This window comes from Mesorhizobium sp. KR2-14 (assembly GCF_040049255.1).
Classification (GTDB): Bacteria; Pseudomonadota; Alphaproteobacteria; order Rhizobiales; family Rhizobiaceae; genus Pseudaminobacter.
Window position 1 is genome coordinate 22,958 of record NZ_JBDZDR010000010.1, and the last position, 20,552, is coordinate 43,509.

Consider the following 20,552-nt stretch of genomic DNA (forward strand, 5'->3'; position numbering starts at 1 on the left):
TTCTGTTCTCCTCAGGATGCGGTTCTGATTTTCGGCGCGCTCCAGACATCATGTGCGCCGATCGTTCCGGTCCTGACCTTGAGGTCCATCCGGCCGACGTGATCGATCTCGATGCTGAGCGTGTCGCCGTCCTTCACGGGACCGACCCCTGCCGGGGTTCCGGTGGCGATGATGTCACCCGGCTCCAGCGTACAGACGGCCGAAGCCATGGCGATCATCTCGGGGATGTCGACGATCAGGTCGCGGGTAGAGGCGCGCTGGCGCTCCTCGCCGTTGACCCAGAGCCGCATCTCGAGATTATCCATGTCCGGCACCTCATCGGGGGTGACGATCCACGGGCCGATGGGGCAGAAGCTGTCATAGGACTTGCGCATTACACGCTCTTCCTGACCGCGCACGACCATGTCGAGCAGGCAGGAAAAGCCGAAGATCATGCCGCGCGCCTCCTGGCGGCTCACGCCGCGGCCGCGCTTGCCGATGATGATCGCAAGTTCGCATTCATGGTGAATCTCGCGACCCTCGATCGGCGGCAGCACCACCGGATCGGCCGGACCGGAGATCGAGGAATTGGCTTTCAGGAAGAAGCCCTGACCCTTGGCATTGGCCTTGGAGATGACGTTTTCCTTCATCTCCTTGATGTGGTCGTGATAATTCGCGGGGAACGCGATCAGCTTGTTGGGCCACCGCACCGGTGCCTCGAGGCGCGCGTCGGTCAGCGGAATGCCCGCCTCACCGTGACGGGCCTCGATGGCGGGGCGCAGTTCCTCCCAGCGGGCGATGGTCTGGAGCATGCCGACCGGCGGCCAACTGGCCGGGTCGATTCCCGCTACCTCGGTCACGTCGATGACGCGGTCTTTTTCCACCAGGCCGATGCGGTTGCCGTTGAAGGAGACGATCTTCATTCGGCAGCCCCCCGCAGGGTGGCTTCAAGAGCCTGGTAGGCCATGGCGCCGCGCGAGACGTCGATGACGGAACCGGCGCACTCGGCCTTGTCGCCGCGCCAGCTCACATGGCCATCGGGGCGTACCAGCACCAGCTTTGCGCCGTAGAGCGCTCGCGCCTCGGCATTGTTGATGTCGCGCAGAGTGACCGGCATTCCAGCCTCCTTGGCGGCGGCGAGCAGCGGTTCGGCATCGGCGGCCGGGTCGAGGCGGCAGAGCACGAAACCCTTGCCGAACAGGTCGAGCGTGGAGACGCCCTCCTCCAGCCAGACATGCGGGGCTCGGTGGCCCGGGCGGGCAGTCTGCTCGTAGGTCTGGACGGTGTCTTCCGGTTCCGGTGTGCCGTCGGCGAAGATCACGGGCGAACCTTCGTAGCGATAGCCAAGATGGATGCCGATCGTGTACCACTCGCGCTTCATCATCTGCGTGTAGGCGTCGCCGAACTCCTTGCGTGCAGCATCGCCCTCGGCGCCTTCCTCGAAGACCTTCTGGTTGAGGTATTTCCGCGGCGTCAGCATCAGCTTGAGGTTGTTGGTGGCCTCCGTCACGTTGCGGATGGAAACCGGGCGGCGCTCCACCTCGTAGCTGGCCAGGAGTTCCGGCCCGCCCCAGCCCTCGAGCATGGCGGCAAGCTTCCACGACAGGTCGACGGCATCCTGAATTCCCATGTTCATGCCGAAGCCGCCGGTGGGCGAGGTCAGGTGGGCGGCGTCGCCGGCTATGAACACTCTCTTCGTGCCGAACTTGTCGGCAACGAGCTGGCGGCGGATCCAGGGCAAGATCGAGAGGACTTCATAGTCGAAGTCGCTGCGGCCCACGGCGCGCTCGAAGACGGCGCGGACCTCATCCTCGCCAAGTGTACGCATCTCGCCGTCGCCCACGATGGAGAGGCGCCACCAGTCGCGGCCGTTGATTGCCACGATGGTTGCATAGGTGCCTTCGGGGCCGATGAAGATGTAGCGGTAGCCCGGCTTCTTGTCGTGCAGCTTTTCGAGGCCGTCGCATTTGATGATGGCGTTCGTGGTGTAGGTCAGCGTGGGTTGGCCGGCCATCTGGATGCCGAGCGCGTGGCGGACCGCCGAGGCGCCGCCGTCGGAGCCGACCAGATATTGTGCCTCGACCTCGAACTCCTGGCCGGTGGCCAACTCGCGCAGCCGGACAGTCACGCCTTCGTCGGTCTCAACATGGCTGACATACTCATGCTCGTAGAGGATGTCGCATTTGCCGCTTTGCTTGGCGAAGCGGGTGAGGACCGGGTCGAAGAAGTTCTGCGGGCAGCGCTCACGCTTCTGCGGGCTTTGCGGCGGCTTACTTTCATCCTGGACGGATGGAAACTCCTCGCGGCCGAATTCGTAGCCGCCGGCAAGCTGGGACACCCAAGCGTAGTCCTGCGAATAGGCGCGGTTGTAGCCGGCCTTCTCGACCCAGTCGACGATCCCCCAACGACGGCAGAATTCCATGGTGCGGATGCCGACCATGTCCATCTTGGGCTGATAGACTTGGCCGTCACCTCGCTCGACAAGAACCGACGAGATGCCGCGCCAGCCCAGATCGCCTGCGAGGGCGAGGCCGATGGGGCCAGCGCCAATTATGACTACCGGAACTCTTTTATCCCGGCCTTGGGTCGTTAGCTGCTCAGCCATGCCAAACGCTCTCCTTTGCGGATAGTTGGGAGGGCGTCTGAAGCCGCCCGTCATACCGTGTCGGAGCGACTATCGCGGTGGCTGGTTCGTAAGGCCAATATTGTTTGAAAATGCATCTATACGAAAGTCCTTTGGATGGAAAAGAACTTTATATACAATGAGTTGTGTGTGAGGTGGGTCGACTTTTCCCCACGTGGACGAAAGGCCTCAAAGTATGTCGGGAATTTATTTCGCGGCCCGCGTCGACTATGTGTCCAAACCCCACGCGGCGCGCGTCTCAGCGTCTGGAGCGAGCCTGCGGGGGCGTGGCAAGCAAGGTGTGCGGCTAAACTCCGGACCGCTTCTCGGCTGCACCATGCCGTTCACATCTGTGAAGACGCGGCTATGGTTTTGGGGGTGTTCGGGGGCAGTAGCGAAATCGAGGACCGGGGTCACGCAGGCATCTGTGCCGTCGAAAATCGCTATCCAATGGGCTTGCGGCTTCGCCGCGAAAGCGGCGGTCATTTCCGCCCGCAGTGCCGGCCAGTTTTCGCGACGCTGGCGCTCAGGCGCGCCTTCAATTCCGAGCCCGTTGCAGAGGAACTCGAAGAACTTCGGCTCTAGTGCGCCGACCGCGACGTGTTTGCCGTCCGCACAGATGTAGCAATCATAGAAGGGCGCTCCTCCATCGGTGAGGTTGCAACCCCGGCCGCCGGACCAGAGCCCTTCCTGATGGAAGCCCCAAAAGGCCGTGGTGAGCAGCGCCGAACCCTGAACCATTGCCGCATCGACCACCTGTCCCTTGCCGGAGCGGCTGCGTTCGAAGAATGCGGCAACCATGCCCAGTGCGAGCAGCATGCCCCCGCCGCCCATGTCGCCGGCGATTGCCAGGGGCGGCGCCGGAGGGGCGTCGGGGCGGCCTATAGCGCCCAGAAGGCCGGAGATGGCGATGTAGTTGATATCGTGACCCGCGCGGGGAGCGAGCGGTCCCTCACGCCCCCATCCGGTGAGCCTGCCATAGACCAGCGCCGGGTTCCTTTCCAGAAGCGCATCAGGCCCGAAGCCAAGTCTTTCGGCTACGCCGGGACGGAAGGATTCGATCAGCCCATCGGCTCGTTCCGCGAGGGCATGGAGACGAGAGAGGCCCTCGGCGCTCTTGAGGTCGAGTTTCAGGGTCCCTGAACGGCCACGCCCAAGCGCCGGACCGGGATCCGTGCCCCCGATCGCCGCATTCGAAGGCACCAAACGCTCGATGCGTAGAACATCCGCGCCGAGATCGGCAAGGAGCATCGCGGCAAACGGCGCACCGCCAATGCCTTCGACCTCGAGTACCTTCAGTCCTGCCAACGGGCCCTGTCGCGAATTTCCGATCATGTGCTTGCCTTGCGCCACATATCAGAAACATAGCGATATGCGCATCCGCTCGACCAATACGGTTTTCGTTTCAAAGGGTTTTAAGGCTTAACGTTCGCTCCCTTTTTCCCGATCGTTATGTGGAACCAGAGGAATGATCCATGAAGATCTGCATTTTCGGCGGCGGGGCCATCGGTGGCCATATCGCCGCCCACCTCGCCAGAGAAGGCAGCCCCGAGGTCAGCGTCGTGGCACGTGGAGCGAACCTCGCGGCCATTCGGCGAAATGGACTGACGGTGCAGACGCCTCGCGAGACTTTTACCGCTCGCGTCAACGCGACCGACTGCGCCGCGGAGCTTGGCGCGCAGGATTACGTCTTCCTGACGCTGAAGGCTCATCAGCTTGACGCGGCGCTTGACGATGTTGCCAAGCTGGTCGGGCCGCAGACCGCATTGTTGCCGCCGACGACGGGTCTGCCGCATTACTTCTTCAAGGGTGGCGAGGCAGCCGACGCCATCGACCCAGGCGGGCGTCAGTCGGCGCTGATGCCGCCGGAAAAGATTCTGGGCGTTGTCTACTGGATCGGCGCCCATGGCGTGGGACCGGGTGTCATTGCGCAGGACGGCGACAAGACCGGCTGCCCCTTGGGCGAGCTGGACGGCACCATGTCGCCCCGCGCGACGGCGTTGGCCGAACGGCTGACCGCTGCTGGCATCCCCTCAAAGGTCACGCCCAATGTGATGGGCGCGATCTGGATGAAATTCGTCAACAGCCTTTGCTGGAATCCCATCGCCGTTCTGACCCTTGCTCGCATTGGCGAAATCGCCGAAAGCGAATGCGCGCCGCTCCTGTCTGCCGTGATGGAAGAGGCCGACCGCGCCGCACGCAAGATCGGCATCGAAATACCGCAGCCGCCGGAGCGGCGCATCGCGCTCACGACCTCGGCTGTCGCCCATAAGATGTCCATGCTTCAGGACCTCGAACATGGCCGGGCGCTGGAGCTCGATGTGCTCTGGCGCTCCATCCAGGCGATGCAGCGCCTTTCCGGCGAAGAGATGCCGCTCCTCAATTCAGTCTATGCATTGGCGCGCCTGCGGGCAAAGACCCACGCCGCCAGCCTTTCGTAAAAGGACCCGAAATGACCGACCAAACCAACGCCGTCAGCCGCCCGCTCGAAGGCTTCCGCGTTATCGAAGCCGCGGGCTATCTCGCGGGCCCGCTCTGCGCCCATACCCTTTGCGTGCTTGGCGCCGAAGTCATCAAGGTCGAACCGCCGACGGGCGATGCCTACCGCAATGTGGGCCATGCCGTGGGCGGCAACGGCGTGATGTGGACCAATGCCAACACCGGCAAGAAGTCGGTCGCCCTCGACCTGAAAGACCCTGCCGATCTCGCCAAGCTGAAGGAACTGATCGCGGGCGCCGATGTCTTCATCGAAACCTGGCGTCCGCGCGTATCGGCTGCGCTCGGCCTCGGCTATGAGGAAACGTCGAAGCTGAATCCGCGGCTTGTGCAGCTTTCCCTGACGGGTTACGGCCCCGACGGCCCGCTCTCGGCCGATCCGGCCTACGACGCGATCATCCAGGGAATGGTGGGTCTGCTCGATTACGAGGCTGACGGTGGCCGTCCGCGCGCAACCAATAACTTCGTGGCCGACAAGGTCAGCGCGATCTTTGCCGCCCAGATTGTGCTTGCGGGCCTCATGCAGCGCGAGCGTACCGGCAAGGGCGTCCATCTCGAGACCTCCATGCTTGATATGATCGCGAATTATGCGTTCACGGACACGATGCACAACCGCGTCTACCTCGAGGACGGTTCGGACCAGACCATTCTGCCGCAGCCTGTGGTCGCCACTTCCGACGGCCATATCGTGCTCTCGCCCGTGACCGGCAAGCAGCTTGGCCGCACACTCGAGGCGGTGGGCCATCCCGAGTGGAAGGAGGAGCTGAAGCAGATCAAGAGCCGCAAGGAATCGACCGAGACTTTCTTCAAGAGGGTTGCAGGTCCGATTGCCGAAAAGCCATCGGACTACTGGCTGGAGAAATTCCGCGAACTCGACGTGCCGGCCGGTCCGGTTCTGAAGCCCGAATCGATGCTGGAGAACCCACAGCTCGCTCACAACGAATTCTTCCAGGAATTGGAAAGCCCTGCAGGCAAGTTGCGTGTGCCGCGTTATCCGGCCCGCTTTGACGGGCTGATCCTCGCCCCATCGGCGCCCGCTCCGGCGATCGGCGCCGACAACGGAACCGTATTCGGCGCGCGTGTCGCCGGGCTGGAGGACGCCGATGCCTGATCCGCAGATCGGCTACCGTTCGGTCTACATGCGCGGCGGTACCAGCCGCGCATTGATCTTCCACCGGGACGACCTGCCGCCGCTCGGTCCGGAAGGAAGCCGTGCGCCGTGGGATGCGGTCTTCACCGCGGCCCTCGGCAGCCCCGACAGCGGTATGCGCCAGCTTGACGGCATGGGGGGCGGCATCTCCTCGCTGTCGAAGGTCGCTGTGGTTGGGGCCCCGAGCCGTTCGGATGCCGACGTCGACTACACCTTTGCACAGGTGGGGGTCGACAGCCCCACCGTTGGCTACAAGGGAAACTGCGGCAACATTTCTTCCGCTATTGGCCCCTATGCAGTTGACGAGGGGCTGGTCGCGACTGACGGCGAGGAGGCGGCCGTCCGCATCCACAACACCAATACCGGCAAGATCATCCGCGCCCGCTTTCCTCTTGTCGGGGGCAAGGCCGCAGTGAAGGGCGACTATGTCCTTCAGGGTGTCGAGGGCAGCGGGGCCGCAATCCGGCTCGACTTCCTCCAGCCGGGCGGCTCGGTCACCGGCAAGATCTTCCCGACCGGACGACTGGTCGACACCCTGGCGCTCGAGAACGGCGATATTCCCGTGACGCTGGTCGATGTTGCGAACCCGCTTGCCGTGGTCGAGGCATCGACCCTTGGCATGCGCGGCAACGAAAGCGCCTCGGAAATCGAGGGAGATAACTCGCTCATGGAGCGTTTACGCGATCTGCGCCGCAGGGCCGCTGTCGCAATGGGCGTGGCCAAGGACGACGAGGAGGCCCGCACCACGGTGGCGAACCTGCCGCTTGTGGCGATCGTCTCCCCGGCCGAGGAGGGCGCAGCGCTCCGCGCCCGCATGATCTCGGCCGACCAGCCGCACAGGGCGACGCCGTTGACAGGGGCCATGGCGCTCGCCGCAGCAAGCCGTATCAAGGGAACGCTCGCTGAAGGGCTCTCGCATCATGGCTCGGCCGACATCGTGCGGCTGGCTCATGCTAGCGGGTTAATCGACCTGGCGTGCGAGGTGGAGGACATGGGGCTTCAAAGCCGGGTGGCCTCGGTGGGGGTCATCCGCACCGCGCGCCGCCTTATGGAAGGCCGAGTATTCATTCCAGTCTGAATCACCATGGCCTTATATTGAAACCATATTGGTCTCCCGCCCCCGCCGCAGCCTAAAAGTTCGGCAGAGGATGCGGGAGGCCTATGTGAAGGACATTTCTGGCGGCGGTGACACCTTTGGACTGGAAGATCTCGTAAAGCTCGTCTGGGCCGAACAGATCGACGGGACGCTCTTTCGTGCCGCCTCGCCCGGAAACTGCACGCCGCGCGTCTATGGCGGGCAATATGTCGGCCAGGGCATCATGTGTGCAGCCCGCACCGTCGACACAGAGCGAAAGCTGCACCAGTTTTCCGGCCTCTTCATAGCTCCTGGCAAGATTGACATTCCGCTCGAGATAAAGGTCACGAAGCTCCGCGACGGGCGCAGCTTCTCCTTGCGTCAGGTCGATTTCCTGCAAGAGGGACAGCAGATCTTCAGCGCGACCCTGTCTTTTCATGTGCCTGAGGGCGGCAGGCAGGTGCTCGGCGAATCACCGCCGCTTCCCAGGCCTCAGGGTTGGATGACCGAGGAGGAATATCTCGCCACCATCGGCGTGGATTTGGAGGACAGCCCGCAGATATCGCTGCGCTTTTTCTCGACACTCCTGGAGCGCCGCAGTCGTTCGTGGCGAGACGAGCGGATTGACGTGTCCGCGCCGCCTTCGGCCAGTTTCTGGTCCCGCCTTGCAGGACCGCTGCCCAGGCTTGAGAGCGTTGTGCCGACGGAGTTGGAGCCGGTGCTGCATCAGGCGCTCATTGGCTATTTCTCGGATCTGGGTCTCATGGCCACGGGCGCACGCCCGCTCGGCTTCGGTGCTCGCCATCCTGCCACGCGATCGTCCTCACTCAGCCATCACATGCTCTTTCATGCCCCGCTCAGGGTGGATGAATGGTACTTCACGGCGACCACGGGGTTGGGGGTGAGCGAAGGCAGGGCGGCCGCCACGGCACGCATCTACGACGCCGATGGCAGAGCGGCGATCACCGCCACGCAGGAAGGCCTCGTCCGGCGTATCCCCCGCTAGGCCCGGACATGCACAAGAAGGGAGAGGAACATGGGTCGCTGGGACGACAAATTCATCCGCGCCGAGCGCAAGTGGGACAAATGGCGGATGCAGGACTATGCGCTCTCTGATCGCGTCATCCACCGCATTCTCCAAGACAAGGCCAGCCAGTACGAGGCCCGCACCGCGGTGCGCTTCCGCCACCGCGACCTGAGCTATGGCGAGCTGCATCTAGAGGTGAACCGTGCCGCCAACGGGCTGGCTTCGCTTGGCGTGAGGCCAGGCGACAAGGTCGCCATGATGATGCCGAACGGGCCGGAGTTCCTCTTCTTCTGGTTCGGCCTGAACCGAATCGGGGCGGTGAACGTGCCGATCAACGTGGCGCAGAAAGGCGAAGGGCTGGCCTACCAGATCACCGACGGCGACTGCGTGGGACTCGTGGTCGATGCGTCATACCTGTCCAATGTCGAGGCGTTGGCCGACCGCCTGACAAGCCTGCGCCATGTCATCGTGACCGGCGAAGGGGCAGCCGAGGCCCGGGGTTGGAACGGCGTTGAATTGCTTACGCTGGACGAGGTCATGTCGGCGCCCGATACCACGCCGACAGCGGAGGTCAGCTACCGCGACCTCTCGACCATCCTCTACACTTCCGGCACCACAGGGCGTTCCAAAGGCGTGATGATCGGTCACAACTATTGGTACGAGATCTGGGCCAATTGCGTCCGGGCCTGCCGCTACACCGAAGACGACATACTGTATACGGGCCTGCCGCTCTTCCATTCTTCGGCAAAAGGCACGACCGTCGGTCCCGCGCTACTGGCCGACGCCCAATCGGTCGTCGTCGAACGCTTCTCGGCCTCGAGGATGATGGACGACTGCCGCCATTTCGGCGCGACCGAGGCGAAGTATATCGGTGGCATCATTCCCATCATGCTCAAGCAGGCAGAACGGCCCGAGGACGGCGACAACCCGCTGCGGCTCATGGTTGGTGCTGCGGCTCCGGTCGAGCTTTGGGACGCTTTCGAAAGCCGGTTCAATACCCGTCTGCTGGAAATGTACGGCATGACCGAATGCACGGCGGCGCTGATCAACCCCTACGAGGCGCGCAGGCCCGGTTCCTGCGGCAAGCCGATCATGGGCTGGAACGTCAAGATTGTCGACGAGAACGACTGCGAGCTCCCCGCGGGCCAGGTCGGCGAGATCGTCACCCAGCCGCAAACGCCCTGGCTTGGCACTTCAGGCTATTACGCCAAGCCCGATGCCACGCTCGAGTTGTTCCGCAATTTCTGGATCCATACCGGAGACATGGGCAAGACCGATGAGGACGGATATTTCTACTTCGTCGACCGCAAGAAGCAGGCCCTTCGCCGGCGTGGCGAAAATATCTCGTCCTTCGAGGTCGAGGCCGTACTCAACGCCATGCCGGAAGTGCTGGAATCCTGCGTCGTGGGCGTACCGTCCGAGATGGGTGAGGATGAGGTCAAGGCGGTGATCGTGCTGAAGGAGGGCCAGTCTCTCACGCCAGGCCAGGTGATCGACTGGTGCGTGCCGCGGATGGCCTATTTCGCCATTCCGCGCTACCTCGCTTTCCGAGCCTCGCTGCCCAAGACCCCGAGCGAAAGGGTGGAGAAGTATCGCATCAAGGACGAAGGCGTCACACCAGATTGCTGGGACCGCGAGGCCGCCGGCATCGTGCTGGCCCGTTGAGCTCTACCTGTGAGACAGGCTGAAAAGTTCCAGCGCGCCGCCCGCAGATGGGAGGAATGGCAGCCCCGCTCCTACGCGCTGGCAGACCGTTTCGTGCCGCGGATATTGGCCGACAGCGCGCGCGAGTTCCCTGACCGCATCGCCTTCCGTTTCGAGGAAGGCGATGTGAGCTTCGCGGCGCTGCAGGACGGAGCGGAGCGGATCGCAGGCGGCCTTGCGGCGCTCGGTCTTGGCGAGGGCATGCGCCTTGCGCTGATGCTGCCGAACTCGCAGGCCTTCCTTGAAAGCTGGTTCGGAGCGAATTTGATCGGCGTCACCGCTGTGCCGATCAACACCGCGCAGCGTGGCGAGGGGCTCCGTCATCAAATCGGCCACGCCGATTGCCGCGCCATCGTCATCGACGCGGCCCACCTGACTCAACTCTCCGAGATCATCGAACGGTTGCCCCATCTGCGTCACGTGATCGTCCTTGGCGAAGAGCCCCCGCCCTGCGGCCATGCCGAGGCGTTGGACTACGAGGCGCTGCGCAGTCTGTCGCGCGGTTATCTCCCCTACAAGGGCGATCATCGTGGCCTCGCCACGATCAGCTACACCTCCGGCACGACCGGCCCCTCGAAAGGGGTGATGATCGGCCATGGGTACTGGTACGAGATCTGGGCCGCGGCTGTGCGCTTCGCCCGGCTGGTGGACGAGGACGTCCATTACTGCGCTCTGCCATATTTCCACCTTGCAGCGCATGGCATCACCGGTCCGGTGCTTCTTACAGGGGCGAGCGCGGTGGTGCGCCGCCGCTTCAGTGCCACGCGCTTCATGGAGGATTGCCGCGAGAACGGCTGCACCACGAGCAAATATGTGGGCAGCATCATCCCCTTCCTGATGAAGCAGCCCGAATCCGCGCGCGATGCCGAGAATCCGCTCAGGCTGATGATCGGCTCGGCTGCGCCGAAGGAACTTTTTCACGCCTTCGAGAAACGTTACGACACGCGCCTTCTCGAGCTTTACGGCATGACGGAATGCAACGCCTGCCTCGTGAACCCCTATGAGAATCGCCGGCCCGGTTCCTGCGGCAAACCTACCGAAGGGTGGGATGTGCGCATCGTCGACGATGACGACCTTGAGCTTCCGCCGGGAGCGGTGGGCGAGATCGTTGCGCGACCCCTGCGACCCTGGCTCGGGACGTCGGGATATGATGGCAATCCCGAAGCCACCCTCGAGCTGATGCGCAACCACTGGATGCACACCGGCGATCTCGGATACCGCGATGAGGACGGGTATTTTCACTTCGTCGACCGCCGCAAGCAGGCGATCCGACGGCGAGGCGAGAACATCTCCTCATTCGAGGTCGAGGCGGCGATCAACAGCCATGAGGCCGTGCTTGAAAGCGCTGTAGTCGGCGTGCCGTCACCGTTCGGAGAGGAAGAGGTGAAGGCGGTGGTTGTGCTCCGGAAAGGAGAGCGGCTTGCGCCCGACGCGCTCTTGGAGTGGTGCCGCGCGCGTCTACCGCGCTTTGCCGTGCCACGCTATGTCGCCTTCCGCGATGCCCTGCCCAAGACCCCTAGCCAGAGGGTCGAGAAATATCGCCTCAAGGAAGAAGGCATAACCGCAGATTGCTGGGATGGTGAGGCATAGGAGGGTGCTCTGGATGAAGTCGGATTTCATATTGGACCATGCCTCAGCCCGACAGTCTAATCGTTGCGGAACACCGCTTTTTGACCATGCGGGCCAGTGCCCATGGGCGACGCACGCCCGTCTTGGCGCAGACCATGACAATTGCAGGGAGACAGAAATGACAGCCGATACCCGTAGGATGGTGGTCAAGATCAATGAGAGCGTCTGTGTCGGGGGCGGCCTGTGCGTCGTGTCCAGCCCTGAGGTTTTCGACCAGCGCGACAGCGACGGCGTCGTGGCGCTCAAGCAGATGTATCCATCGCCGGACCAGCATGACGCCGTCCTGAGCGCTGTGCGCAAATGTCCCTCGCGTGCAATCCGCGTCGAATACGAAGACTAATCCGACGCCAGACGGTAGGCCAACTTATCGCATTCCGAGCCAGACCCCCTCGAGGTTCCGGCTTGTGCCCGCTTCCGAAAAAGGAGCTTGGCGAGCCATAGCGTATAAGTATCGATCCATTCCAACCGCGTAATAGCTCGGCATCATTTTCCTTCATAGCATTTCTCCCTAGCGCCCGGGAGTAGGCGCCTAAGGGAGGAAGAAAATGGAAGTTATCTGGAAGAGGATGTCGGGCTGGGTGGCCGCAATCGCGGCGTTCACCCTCGCGGCCACGAGCGCGCACGCGCAGACCGTGCTCAGCTATTCTCCTTGGCCGGCGAGTTTCGTGCCTGAGAAGGTCCTGCATGAATTCTTCGCCGATATCGAGCGCGAGACCGAGGGCCGGGTGCGCGTGGAGCCTCGCGCCGCCATGGTTGGCCGCGGCTCCGCCGAGCAGTTCGACGTCGTGCGCGATGGGATAACCGACCTCGCCATGATCGTGCCTGGCCACACGCCAGGACGGTTCCCGCTGCTTGAGGTGGCAGAGATGCCCTTCATCAACAGCGACCATGACGCCACCGCCTCATCGTTCTACGACATCTACGAGACCCATCTCGCCCCGCAGCAGCCAATCAAGGGCGTAAAAACGCTCTCCATCTGGCTCATTCCGGCGCAGAACGTGCTGACGCGTAACAAGACCATTATCTCGACCTCTGACTTCAAGGGCATGAAGCTGCGCTCACCTAATCCTGCCTCGAGCCTGACCATGCGCACCCTCGGCGCGGTTCCAGTGGCCACCGGCGGTGACCAGATGTTTGAAATGGCCTCCACCGGCATCATCGACGGAGCGTTCTTCAACTATCAGGCCATGTTCACCTTCAACATCCATCCTTACCTGCGCCATTTCACCGTGGCTCCGGGTGGCATGACCAGTGGCAGCAACGCCATCCTGATGAATCAGGACAAGTGGGACAGCCTCTCGCCCAAAGATCAGGAGATCATCTCCAACCTCGCCGGACGTGCGCTTTCGGTCCGCATCTCCGGAGTCTGGGCGCAAGAAGAGCGGGAGGCCCGCGCAAATCTAGAAGCCGAGGGTGTGAGTTTTACTGACATGTCGCCGAAACTCGTGGCCGAGCTCCACGCCGCGCTTGAGCCGAACGAGCGCGAATGGATAGAGAAAGCCGAGGGACTGGGCCTGACCAATGCAGCCGACGTGCTCATGGCGATGAAGCGAGGCTCTCGGTGAGCGGTGGAGACTTTAAGGCAAAGGTAGTGTTGGTCACCGGCGGCGCATCGGGCATTGGGGCGGCGGCTGCAGCCGCCTTTGCTCGCGCCGGCGCCCAGGTGATGATCGCCGATCGGGATGAGGAGGGGGGGCAGGCGCTTGCCGCCTCCCTGACCCTGGAAGGGCATGAGGCGCGCTTCTTCAGTGTCGACATTGCCGATGCCGCCTCGGCCCGTGCCATGGTCTCGGGCTGCATCGAGGCCTTCGGCGGGCTCGACCATGCCTTCAACAATGCCGGCTTCGTTGATCAGGCGGAAGACCTGACGCAGACGGGCGACGCGGACTGGGAGCGCCTGGTTGCAGTCAACCTCGGCGGCATCCGCCACTGTATGGTGGCCGAACTGGAACATATGGCTGCGCAAGGCGGCGGGACCATCGTCAACACCTCCTCGCGTGCAGGCCTGCGCGGCGTCGCGCGCAGCGCCGCCTACAGCGCGACCAAACACGGCATCATCGGCCTGACCAAATCGGCGGCGGTGGAATTCGGCCAACGCGGGGTACGCGTCAACGCCATCTGTCCCGGCCTCGTCGCCACGCCGCTCGTCATCGCTAAATTCGGGGCGGAATTGCCCGACCTCGAGAAATCCATGAACCCGATGGGGCGCATCGGCCAGCCTGAGGAGATTGCCGCCGCGGTGCTCTGGCTGTCCTCGCCTGCGGCGTCTTTCGTGACCGGCATCGCCCTCCCCGTTGACGGCGGAGCCAATGCGGGCTGACCCCCGTCCTACTTCACCTCAAGGTAATCGAAAGAAACACCATGTATGATGAAGCTTGCCCAGTTCAAACCCAGTTCCCTTTCAAGCGCGGCACGGACGCACTCGTTCCTCCGCGCGAATATGACATCTTTCGCCGAGCCGAGCCGGTACGGCGCGTCACGCTTTGGAACGGCCAGAATGCCTGGCTGATTACTCGCTGGCAGGACGTGCGCGAGGTGCTGGCCAACAACACCTTCAGCGCCGACCCGGACAAGCCCGGCTATCCGACAACCTCGCCCGCCCGGGGCGCAGAGCTGAAGGCCCGCAAGACCTTCATTAACATGGACCCTCCGGAACACACCCGCCTGCGCCGCATGCTGACGCGCGAATTCATGGTCAAGCGTATCGGCCAGCTGCGGCCCATGATCGAAGAACTGCTGCAGGAGTTGCTTGACGACCTCGAAAACAAGGGCCCGGGCGCCGATCTCGTCGCACTGGTCTCCAAGCCGCTGCCAGCCAATGTGATCTCGACCATGCTGGGCGTTCCCCAATCGGACTTCGCTCGCCTCGGCTATCTGAGCGCGCTTCGCAACGACCACAGCTCCAAACCCGAGGACATCAAGGCCGCTGCCGAGGAGATGGTCGGCCGACTGAGCGAGATTATCGACGAGAAGACCCCGAACTCGGCTGCCGGCGAGGACCTGCTCAGCCGCCTCATCGAAGAACAGATCAAACCCGGCGACCTTTCGGTGATCGAGGCCGCGCGCCTTTCGGCATTGCTCTACATCGCCGGCCACGAGACCACGACCAACCAGATTGGCCTTGGGATGCTCACGCTCTTCCGAAATCCCGATCAACTCGCCAAGCTTAAGGCCAACCCCGAACTTGTCGGGCCCGCAGTGGAGGAGATGCTGCGCTACGTGACGCTGACCCACCTCAATTCCGCCCGCGTGGCGACTGCGGATGCGGTGGTCGCGGGCCAGCTCATCCGTGCCGGCGAGCCGGTCTATCCGAACCTCGCCGCAGCGAACTACGATCCCGACGTCTTCAAATGTCCGCATGACTTCGACATCAACCGGGCCGAAAATCCGCACATGGCCTTTGCTTATGGCGTACACCAGTGCCTCGGACAACCGTTGGCGCGGCTCGAGCTGATGGTGTTCTTCTCGGAAATCTTCAAGCGCTTTCCGACCATGGAACTGGCTGTTTCCGAGGAACAGATCCGCTTCGTGACGGAAGCGCAGACCCTCAGCGTCTTAGAGCTTCCGGTGAGGTGGTGACATTGCAGGAAAGGACGGGCGCCCGGTAAGGGCCTCGTCAAGCCACGCGTCAGGACAGGAGGACGTTCATTGACTCCGCCGTTGGCGCATGGATGTGCTCGTCAGGCGGCCAGTCGGCGACGCGCTGTTCAAGCCCGTTCCTCGGCAGCGCGCGCTTCCTCCATTTCTGCCAGAATCTGCTGGTGCCGGTTCGGCGGCAACGAAATGGGGATCGAAGTGGGGAAAGGAACCATGCTTTGGGAAGTTCCCCAGCAAAACCAAGAGATTGCGAGGCCGCAATGGCGGAGAGGGAGGGATTCGAACCCCCGATGCCCTTGCGAGCATGCCGCATTTCGAGTGCGGTGCATTCAACCACTCTGCCACCTCTCCGCGTCGTGGTTGGCCAGCTTGCTGGCGCGGCGCACTAGATAACGAGTCGCGATCGATCGCACAAGGCCTCTCGCGCACTTATTTGTGGCTTACCTTGACTTGCCCCGGTCGTTCGGTTACACGCGCACAGTTCCGCCATGGGCCTTGCCCGGCGTGGGACGTATATGAACCCCGCAGACTGACAAAAAGACGGCTCGAACGCGTCGAGTGTTCCTAGAAGCCGGACCGAACAGCGAAAGGCAAAAAATGTTCGCAGTCATCAAAACGGGTGGCAAGCAGTATCGCGTTGCCGCCAATGACGTCATCACCGTCGGCAAGATCGCCGGCAATGCTGGCGACATCGTCGAAATCACCGAAGTCCTCGCCGTGGGCGAGGGCGAGAACGCCTCGATCGGCGCGCCCTTCGTTGAAGGCGCCACCGTGGCCGTGGAAGTGGTCGAGCAGGGCCGCGCCGCCACCGTCATCGCGTTCAAGAAGCGTCGCCGCCAGAATTCGCGTCGCAAGCGCGGCCACCGTCAGCACGAGACCGTCATCCGGATTTCGGAAATCCTGACGGGTGGCGCGAAGCCGACGAAGAAGGCTGCCGCCGAAACGGAAGCCACCGAAAAGCCCGCCAAGAAGGCCGCGCCGAAGAAGGCTGCAGCCGCGGCGGAAAACGAGTAAGTTCGAGGACTGAAGGAGTAGACCAATGGCACATAAGAAAGCTGGCGGTTCGTCGCGCAACGGTCGCGATTCGGAATCCAAGCGCCTCGGCGTGAAGAAGTTCGGCGGCGAAGCCGTCATTCCGGGCAACATCATCATCCGCCAACGCGGCACCAAGTGGCATCCGGGCGCCAATGTCGGCATGGGCACCGACCACACCCTCTTTGCGCTCGAAGCCGGTGCAGTTGCTTTCCGCAAGAAAGCCAACGGCCGAACCTACGTATCGGTGAATCCGTTTACCGAAGCCGCGGAATAGCCGGATCCGCACCACAACACCGGCGCCCCATCTCGGGACCGGTGTCTGGTAGAATCCAGAAAAAGGATCAGGGGAGATGGGTCGCCAGCTCCCCTTTTTCTTTGTCTGGAGGAATATTGGACATGGTTGCCGAAGCGGAAGACTTCGAAGATGAAAGTCTGAGCATAGATTGCCCGGTGCTTGTCACCGAACGGCTGGTGCTGCGCCCGCCGCATGAAGACGACACCGCCGAGCTGATCGCGCTGGCAAACAATCCGCGCGTGGCCGAGATGCTGTCGCGGATGCCCTATCCCTACGGCGACGCCGAGGCGCGCTCCTTTCTCAACAGTGCCGCGCAGCCGCGCAGCACCGGGGCAGTCTATGCGGTCACACTCGCGGAAACGGGCGCCTTCGTCGGGTGCGCGGGGCTGAACGCCACCGATCGCGGACTGGAGCTCGGCTACTGGATCGGCGAACCCTACTGGCGGCGTGGTTATGCGACCGAGGCCGCGCATGCGCTGGTCGACCTCGCCTTCCGGGCCACGACCATCAATGTGCTGCACGTTTCCTGCCGGGTCATCAATCCGGCCTCGCGGCGCGTCATCCACAAGTGCGGCTTCCAGTATGCCGGCCAGGGCATGCTGAACTCCATCGTCGCAGGCAGGGTGCCGGTGGAACGCTATCGCCTCGACCGCAAGGCTTGGGTGAGCCTCAGGACATGGGCGCGACTTTGAGCGAAGACGTACGCCCGGTATCGACGCCGGCACTGGCGGTCATGCATGTGAAGGAAGACGAGCGGCCGGTCCGCTGGCCGCTCACCCCAGCTCGAACCAGACCGGCAGATGATCCGAGCCGGTTGCGGATGCGTCGATCCAGCTTCGCCTGACGCGGGCTGAAAGGCTTGCGTGGACGAAGGCGAAATCGATCAGCCTATTCTGTTCCGGCTTGTCGTCGTCGATCCAGCTTATCGCGCCTTCTTGCGCGCCGTCGGTGAGCGAAAAGACGTCCACGGGATGGTGAGCCACGATCTGGCGGCCCTCGGCATGGTCGGCCTCTCCAGCCATCAGGGTGTATTCGGGCGATCCCTGCACCATGTTGAAATCGCCCATCAGAACGAATTCTTCCGGGCACGGCAGCTCGGGAAACCCGTATTCGGCCGAGCCGGTAATGGCGCCACCCTCCATCGGATAGGCATAGACACGCTCCTTCAAATGGCGGATCTGGGCCGAGCGCTCCTCGTGATTGATGTGATCGAGATGAACCGAATAGACGCGCAACGGGCCGGACGGGGCCATGACCAGCGCCTCCAGCGCCGAGCGCTGCAGATTGCCGCGATTGAACCGGCGCGTGCGAGGCAGAAGCAGGTTGCGCGAGGCCGCAATCGGCCAGCGCGACAGCACCATGTTGCCGAACTGGAGGCGCTTGTTGGCCGGCCGGCCATCTTCGTCGCGCAGGCCGAAATCGACATCCATGGCCGGGCCGTAGACGTGAAACAGATCGGGCAGAAGTTCGGCGAGACCGGCCACGAGATCGGCGCCGCCATTGCGCGGAAAATTGCGTGTCACCTCCTGCAGCGCGATGATGTCGGCGCCTTGCAGGCTCGCCGCAATGCGCCCGAGATCGTAGTTGCCGTCGCGGCCGATGCCGTACTGGATGTTGTATGTGACCAGTTTCATGCCCATCTCTCACCCTCTCCGATTGCGCGAAGCCTCAAACCTGCACTCGCCCTCGTGCGTTCTTTGCGCTAGAGCAGTCCCACACATTAGATAGCAGCGAAAATCTTGTTCCGATGAAATTCCTCGACCAGGCCAAAGTCTATATCCGCTCCGGCGACGGGGGCGCCGGCTCCGTCTCGTTCCGCCGGGAAAAATTCATCGAGTTCGGCGGGCCGGACGGCGGCGATGGCGGTCGCGGCGGCGATGTCTGGATCGAGGCGGTCGACGGCCTGAACACGCTGATCGACTATCGCTACCAGCAGCATTTCCGCGCCAAGACCGGCGTGCACGGCATGGGCCGCAACCGCACCGGCGCCAAGGGTGCCGATGTGGTGATGAAGGTGCCGGTCGGCACCCAGGCCTATGAAGAAGACAATGAGACGCTGATCTGCGACCTGACCGAAGTGGGCCAGCGCTTCCGCCTTGCGGCGGGCGGCAATGGCGGTTTTGGCAACCAGCATTTCAAGACCTCGACCAACCAGGCGCCGCGCCGCGCCAACCCCGGCCTGCCGGGCGAGGAACGCACCATATGGCTCAGGCTGAAGCTGATTGCCGACGCCGGGCTGGTTGGCCTGCCCAATGCCGGCAAGTCGACCTTCCTGGCCGCAGTTACCGCTGCCAAGCCCAAGATTGCCGACTATCCGTTCACCACGCTGTATCCTGGCCTCGGGGTGGCGCGGGTCGATGCGCGCGAATTCGTCATCGCCGACATTCCCGGCCTGATCGAGGGTGCGCACATGGGAGTGGGCATTGGCGACCGCTTCCTCGGCCATGTCGAGCGTACGCGCGTGCTGCTGCATCTGGTGTCTGCGCAGGAGGAAAGTCCGGGCAAGGCCTACAAGACCGTGCGCAAGGAACTGGAAGCCTATGGCCACGGCCTTGCCGACAAGCCGGAAATCGTGGCGCTGAGCCAGGTCGACACGCTTGATGCGGATGCCCGCAAGAAGAAGCTCGCCTCGCTGAAGCGCGCGACGGGGACGACGCCTTTCATTCTCTCGGCAGTGAGCGGCGAAGGCGTCGAGGCAGTGCTGCGCGCATTGATGGCGGAGATTCATGCGGCACGGGTGGAAGAAGCGCCGACCGAGCCTGACGAGCGGTGGATCAGGTAGAAGCCATGAGCCTGCAATCCCTGAAGAACTACCGCCGCATCACCGTCAAGATCGGCTCGGCCCTGCTGGTCGACCGTTCGGCCGGCCTGAAACGTGACTGGCTGGCTTCGATCAGCGACGACATCGCCGCCCTTGCGGCAGGCGGCGCCGAGGTTCTGGTCGTTTCCTCGGGCGCCATCGCGCTTGGCCGCACCATTCTGGGCCTGGGCAAGCGCGCGCTGAAGCTGGAGGAAAGCCAGGCGGCGGCCGCCGCCGGCCAGATCGCTCTTGCGGGCGCATGGTCGGACGAGCTTGGCCGCAACGGCCTGAAGTCGGGCCAGGTGCTGGTGACGCTCGGCGACACCGAGGAGCGCCGCCGCTATCTCAATGCGCGCGCGACCATCTCGACCCTGCTCAAGATGAAGGCGGTGCCGGTCATCAACGAGAACGACACGGTCGCCACCAGCGAAATCCGCTATGGCGACAATGATCGCCTGGCCGCGCGCGTCGCAACCATGATGGGCGCCGACCTGCTCGTGCTGCTTTCCGACATAGACGGCCTCTACACGGCCCCCCCTGCCCGCGACCCGAATGCGAAATTCATTCCCCTTGTCGAGCGGATCACGCCCGACATCGAGGCGATGGCTGGGGCTGCGGCCTCCGAACTGTCGCGCGGCGGCATGCGGACAAAGCTCGACGCCGGCAAGATCGCCACGGCCGCCGGAACGGCGATGATCATCACCTCAGGCACGCGGCTCAACCCGCTCGGCGCCATCGACCGCGGCGAGCGGGCTACCTTCTTCCAGCCCAGCGCCAATCCGGTAAAGGGCTACAAGACCTGGATCGCCGGCCAGCTCGAGCCTGCCGGCAGGCTTGTGGTGGACGCCGGCGCGGTTCGCGCGCTGCTGTCGGGAAAATCGCTGCTGCCGGCGGGCGTGACGGTGGTGGACGGCAATTTCTCGCGCGGCGACACGGTGGCGATCGTCAGCCCGGCGGGGCGTGAGATCGCGCGCGGCCTTGTTGCCTACGATGCCGCCGATGCCGTAAGGATCGCGGGACTGAAGACCGACGAGATCACCGGCGTGCTTGGCTATGAGGCGCGTTCGGCTATGATTCATCGCGACGATCTGGTGGTAAGCCACAGCGAGCCGGCGGAAACGGCGCAGGCGGGAGGTTGAGCC

18 protein-coding genes, 1 tRNA gene and 1 pseudogene are annotated in these 20,552 nt (G+C 63.4%); 15 read left to right on the plus strand and 5 right to left on the minus strand.

What is annotated here, in order from left to right:
- Window positions 1-11 precede the first annotated feature (11 nt).
- The 3 genes from ABLE86_RS20250 to ABLE86_RS20260 form a co-directional block, all read right to left on the minus strand.
- The gene (locus ABLE86_RS20250) at window positions 12-902 is read right to left on the minus strand and encodes a fumarylacetoacetate hydrolase family protein (RefSeq protein WP_348780797.1); all 891 of its coding nucleotides are present in this window, start codon (window positions 900-902) and stop codon (window positions 12-14) included.
- Window positions 899-2,584, minus strand: coding sequence for an FAD-dependent oxidoreductase (locus tag ABLE86_RS20255; RefSeq protein ID WP_348780798.1), 1,686 nt, complete (start codon window positions 2,582-2,584; stop codon window positions 899-901). The genes ABLE86_RS20250 and ABLE86_RS20255 overlap by 4 nt, the downstream gene beginning before the upstream one ends.
- Before the next feature lie 246 nt (window positions 2,585-2,830).
- A complete protein-coding gene (locus ABLE86_RS20260; protein WP_348780799.1) occupies window positions 2,831-3,937 on the minus strand; it encodes a CaiB/BaiF CoA-transferase family protein in 1,107 nt (368 codons plus the stop codon).
- Window positions 3,938-4,077: 140 nt separating this feature from the next.
- Between ABLE86_RS20260 and ABLE86_RS20265 the strand changes: the two genes are divergently transcribed.
- From ABLE86_RS20265 to ABLE86_RS20310, 10 genes are all read left to right on the plus strand, one after another.
- The gene (locus tag ABLE86_RS20265; RefSeq protein ID WP_348780800.1) at window positions 4,078-5,043 is read left to right on the plus strand and encodes a 2-dehydropantoate 2-reductase; all 966 of its coding nucleotides are present in this window, start codon (window positions 4,078-4,080) and stop codon (window positions 5,041-5,043) included.
- A gap of 11 nt (window positions 5,044-5,054) precedes the next feature.
- Window positions 5,055-6,209 (plus strand): CoA transferase, encoded by a 1,155-nt coding sequence (locus ABLE86_RS20270; protein WP_348780801.1) that lies wholly within the window; start codon window positions 5,055-5,057, stop codon window positions 6,207-6,209.
- Complete coding sequence (locus tag ABLE86_RS20275; RefSeq protein WP_348780802.1) at window positions 6,202-7,326, plus strand: PrpF domain-containing protein; 1,125 nt, start codon at window positions 6,202-6,204, stop codon at window positions 7,324-7,326. Before ABLE86_RS20270 ends, ABLE86_RS20275 begins: the two co-directional genes overlap by 8 nt.
- Before the next feature lie 85 nt (window positions 7,327-7,411).
- Window positions 7,412-8,329: an acyl-CoA thioesterase domain-containing protein gene (locus ABLE86_RS20280; RefSeq protein ID WP_348780803.1), complete on the plus strand. Its 918-nt coding sequence runs from the start codon at window positions 7,412-7,414 to the stop codon at window positions 8,327-8,329.
- A 30-nt stretch (window positions 8,330-8,359) separates the two neighbouring features.
- The gene (locus tag ABLE86_RS20285) at window positions 8,360-10,015 is read left to right on the plus strand and encodes an AMP-binding protein (protein ID WP_348780804.1); all 1,656 of its coding nucleotides are present in this window, start codon (window positions 8,360-8,362) and stop codon (window positions 10,013-10,015) included.
- A gap of 9 nt (window positions 10,016-10,024) precedes the next feature.
- Window positions 10,025-11,644, plus strand: coding sequence for an AMP-binding protein (locus tag ABLE86_RS20290; protein WP_348780805.1), 1,620 nt, complete (start codon window positions 10,025-10,027; stop codon window positions 11,642-11,644).
- Window positions 11,645-11,801: 157 nt separating this feature from the next.
- A complete protein-coding gene (locus tag ABLE86_RS20295; RefSeq protein ID WP_348780806.1) occupies window positions 11,802-12,023 on the plus strand; it encodes a ferredoxin in 222 nt (73 codons plus the stop codon).
- 205 nt (window positions 12,024-12,228) lie between these two features.
- Complete coding sequence (locus tag ABLE86_RS20300) at window positions 12,229-13,248, plus strand: TRAP transporter substrate-binding protein (RefSeq protein ID WP_348780807.1); 1,020 nt, start codon at window positions 12,229-12,231, stop codon at window positions 13,246-13,248.
- Complete coding sequence (locus ABLE86_RS20305; protein ID WP_348780808.1) at window positions 13,245-14,003, plus strand: glucose 1-dehydrogenase; 759 nt, start codon at window positions 13,245-13,247, stop codon at window positions 14,001-14,003. Before ABLE86_RS20300 ends, ABLE86_RS20305 begins: the two co-directional genes overlap by 4 nt.
- Window positions 14,004-14,044: 41 nt before the next feature.
- Window positions 14,045-15,262, plus strand: coding sequence for a cytochrome P450 (locus tag ABLE86_RS20310; RefSeq protein WP_348780809.1), 1,218 nt, complete (start codon window positions 14,045-14,047; stop codon window positions 15,260-15,262).
- 279 nt (window positions 15,263-15,541) lie between these two features.
- Here the strand turns inward: ABLE86_RS20310 and ABLE86_RS20315 are convergent.
- Window positions 15,542-15,631: transfer RNA gene (locus ABLE86_RS20315), tRNA-Ser, on the minus strand.
- 246 nt (window positions 15,632-15,877) lie between these two features.
- Here ABLE86_RS20315 and rplU point away from each other — a divergent pair.
- The 3 genes and pseudogenes from rplU to ABLE86_RS20330 form a co-directional block, all read left to right on the plus strand.
- A pseudogene (rplU, locus tag ABLE86_RS20320) lies at window positions 15,878-16,276 on the plus strand (50S ribosomal protein L21); the annotation flags it as partial.
- Window positions 16,277-16,319: 43 nt separating this feature from the next.
- The gene (gene rpmA, locus ABLE86_RS20325; protein WP_348780810.1) at window positions 16,320-16,589 is read left to right on the plus strand and encodes a 50S ribosomal protein L27; all 270 of its coding nucleotides are present in this window, start codon (window positions 16,320-16,322) and stop codon (window positions 16,587-16,589) included.
- A 122-nt stretch (window positions 16,590-16,711) separates the two neighbouring features.
- A complete protein-coding gene (locus tag ABLE86_RS20330; RefSeq protein ID WP_348780811.1) occupies window positions 16,712-17,302 on the plus strand; it encodes a GNAT family N-acetyltransferase in 591 nt (196 codons plus the stop codon).
- A gap of 81 nt (window positions 17,303-17,383) precedes the next feature.
- On the opposite strand, the gene ABLE86_RS20335 is transcribed toward ABLE86_RS20330, so the two are convergent.
- Complete coding sequence (locus ABLE86_RS20335) at window positions 17,384-18,244, minus strand: endonuclease/exonuclease/phosphatase family protein (RefSeq protein WP_348780812.1); 861 nt, start codon at window positions 18,242-18,244, stop codon at window positions 17,384-17,386.
- Window positions 18,245-18,357: 113 nt separating this feature from the next.
- Between ABLE86_RS20335 and obgE the strand changes: the two genes are divergently transcribed.
- On the plus strand, window positions 18,358-19,392 hold the full coding sequence (obgE, locus tag ABLE86_RS20340) for a GTPase ObgE (protein WP_348780813.1): 1,035 nt from the start codon (window positions 18,358-18,360) through the stop codon (window positions 19,390-19,392).
- An 11-nt stretch (window positions 19,393-19,403) separates the two neighbouring features.
- The gene (proB, locus tag ABLE86_RS20345) at window positions 19,404-20,549 is read left to right on the plus strand and encodes a glutamate 5-kinase (protein WP_348780883.1); all 1,146 of its coding nucleotides are present in this window, start codon (window positions 19,404-19,406) and stop codon (window positions 20,547-20,549) included.
- Window positions 20,550-20,552: the final 3 nt, after the last annotated feature.

Bases quoted from the DNA above. Each gene is read 5' to 3' on its own strand.
- ABLE86_RS20250 (WP_348780797.1), bottom strand. From the start codon at position 902: ATGAAGATCGTCTCCTTCAACGGCAACCGCATCGGCCTGGTGGAAAAA.
- ABLE86_RS20255 (WP_348780798.1), bottom strand. From the start codon at position 2,584: ATGGCTGAGCAGCTAACGACCCAAGGCCGGGATAAAAGAGTTCCGGTA.
- ABLE86_RS20260 (WP_348780799.1), bottom strand. From the start codon at position 3,937: ATGATCGGAAATTCGCGACAGGGCCCGTTGGCAGGACTGAAGGTACTC.
- ABLE86_RS20265 (WP_348780800.1), top strand. From the start codon at position 4,078: ATGAAGATCTGCATTTTCGGCGGCGGGGCCATCGGTGGCCATATCGCC.
- ABLE86_RS20270 (WP_348780801.1), top strand. From the start codon at position 5,055: ATGACCGACCAAACCAACGCCGTCAGCCGCCCGCTCGAAGGCTTCCGC.
- ABLE86_RS20275 (WP_348780802.1), top strand. From the start codon at position 6,202: ATGCCTGATCCGCAGATCGGCTACCGTTCGGTCTACATGCGCGGCGGT.
- ABLE86_RS20285 (WP_348780804.1), top strand. From the start codon at position 8,360: ATGGGTCGCTGGGACGACAAATTCATCCGCGCCGAGCGCAAGTGGGAC.
- ABLE86_RS20295 (WP_348780806.1), top strand. From the start codon at position 11,802: ATGACAGCCGATACCCGTAGGATGGTGGTCAAGATCAATGAGAGCGTC.
- ABLE86_RS20300 (WP_348780807.1), top strand. From the start codon at position 12,229: ATGGAAGTTATCTGGAAGAGGATGTCGGGCTGGGTGGCCGCAATCGCG.
- ABLE86_RS20310 (WP_348780809.1), top strand. From the start codon at position 14,045: ATGTATGATGAAGCTTGCCCAGTTCAAACCCAGTTCCCTTTCAAGCGC.
- rpmA (WP_348780810.1), top strand. From the start codon at position 16,320: ATGGCACATAAGAAAGCTGGCGGTTCGTCGCGCAACGGTCGCGATTCG.
- ABLE86_RS20330 (WP_348780811.1), top strand. From the start codon at position 16,712: ATGGTTGCCGAAGCGGAAGACTTCGAAGATGAAAGTCTGAGCATAGAT.
- ABLE86_RS20335 (WP_348780812.1), bottom strand. From the start codon at position 18,244: ATGAAACTGGTCACATACAACATCCAGTACGGCATCGGCCGCGACGGC.
- obgE (WP_348780813.1), top strand. From the start codon at position 18,358: ATGAAATTCCTCGACCAGGCCAAAGTCTATATCCGCTCCGGCGACGGG.